This is a genomic window from Aeromonas salmonicida subsp. salmonicida, from assembly GCF_001643305.1.
Classification (GTDB): Bacteria; Pseudomonadota; Gammaproteobacteria; order Enterobacterales; family Aeromonadaceae; genus Aeromonas; species Aeromonas salmonicida.
Window position 1 is genome coordinate 1 of sequence record NZ_LSGW01000065.1, and the last position, 1,247, is coordinate 1,247.

Here is a 1,247-nt window from a genome sequence, read left to right on the forward strand (position 1 = left end):
TTAGGATCAGTTATTTAGACTAAATAATTCTGTTTTATCTGATGAAGAAATTTGGAATTCAGATTTAAAAGCACAGAGTATCAATACAAAGTCGAAGCAAGTCATCGATCGTCTGAGTAAAAACAATATAATTAAATGGAATGGTTTTTTCAACTATAAAGCCACTCGCATCTCTACTTCAAGAAGATATAGATGAGGACTCTTTTATCGTCACAGAATATTCGGCATATGTAATTCATAACCTAATGTTTCATCTTCGCGAACTAAATTTCGAAGAACCAACTAATAACTCATCATTGCAAGAGGGATATTACCCAGGGATAGCTGGTGAAAATAATTCCCTTCCGCTAAGTGATCAGGTTAACTTATTACTCAATGTGGATGTGCAACCCAACACAATCGTCGTTAATAATACAATACATAGCTATCATGAGTTAATTAGATGAATTCGTCGGTTAAACACGTCACTTATTGGAGAACTACCGTCCCCAAGCTTACTAGAATTCTCATATAGCAAACACTTAATAGCATTTCCGTTCGATATCATGCTCCATCAACTGGTTAAAGTACCGGTATGGCTATCTAAGTGGAACTTAGCCAAACATGCGGTTGCATCCAATAATGGTGATTCTGTTTTGCAAAACTATAAAAAATCACTCAATGCGGCCAAATATGTAGCAGATTCATTATTTATTTTTCTGTATGTTGATATATGTGTATTTTGTAAGCGAGCCTACCAGGAGTTTAAGCGCGACAATAAGGATGACTTATTTTATAGGTTCTATGAGTCATTGGGTGGTGACGCAGTAAAATATGCAACTCTGTTAGGTTATACTTCTGACTCTGCTCGTGATCCAGAAACCTTGATGCCACGGTTAAGGGCCCCAGTAAAAGACACATTACTGAGACAAAAGATAGACTCAATGGTGTGACTACAGATGTAGTTTTAATATGTAGCGGCGTTGTTGAATAAAAGAGTTTTCATTGACTTGGAGCTATTTGGTCCAAACAGTAAGCTTGAAAGGTGAATTTTATTGTCTCAGTCCTGGTGGAGATTAGCGAAATCGGCTGATCTTAATAATGCACAGGCATGCTTTTCTTCAACAACGCCTGATGAGGCTCATCAGGACACACTGCGTATTATAGTGGTCAACTAAATCCAGACACTTGGTTAGGCCGATCCTCGGCTTTTGCTGGCGGTATCTCGTCATTGTGTTGCTGTGGACGCCGCCAGTTGTAGTAATCCA

At 38.3% G+C, this 1,247-nt stretch carries 1 protein-coding gene; it reads left to right on the top strand.

Annotated features, from left to right (window positions below):
* The first annotated feature begins 545 nt into the window (after positions 1–545).
* Complete coding sequence (locus tag AXW79_RS22235; protein ID WP_005310672.1) at positions 546–932, top strand: hypothetical protein; 387 nt, start codon at positions 546–548, stop codon at positions 930–932.
* Positions 933–1,247: the final 315 nt, after the last annotated feature.

Coding starts and splice junctions, on each gene's coding strand:
- AXW79_RS22235 (WP_005310672.1), top strand. CDS start 546: ATGCTCCATCAACTGGTTAAAGTACCGGTATGGCTATCTAAGTGGAAC.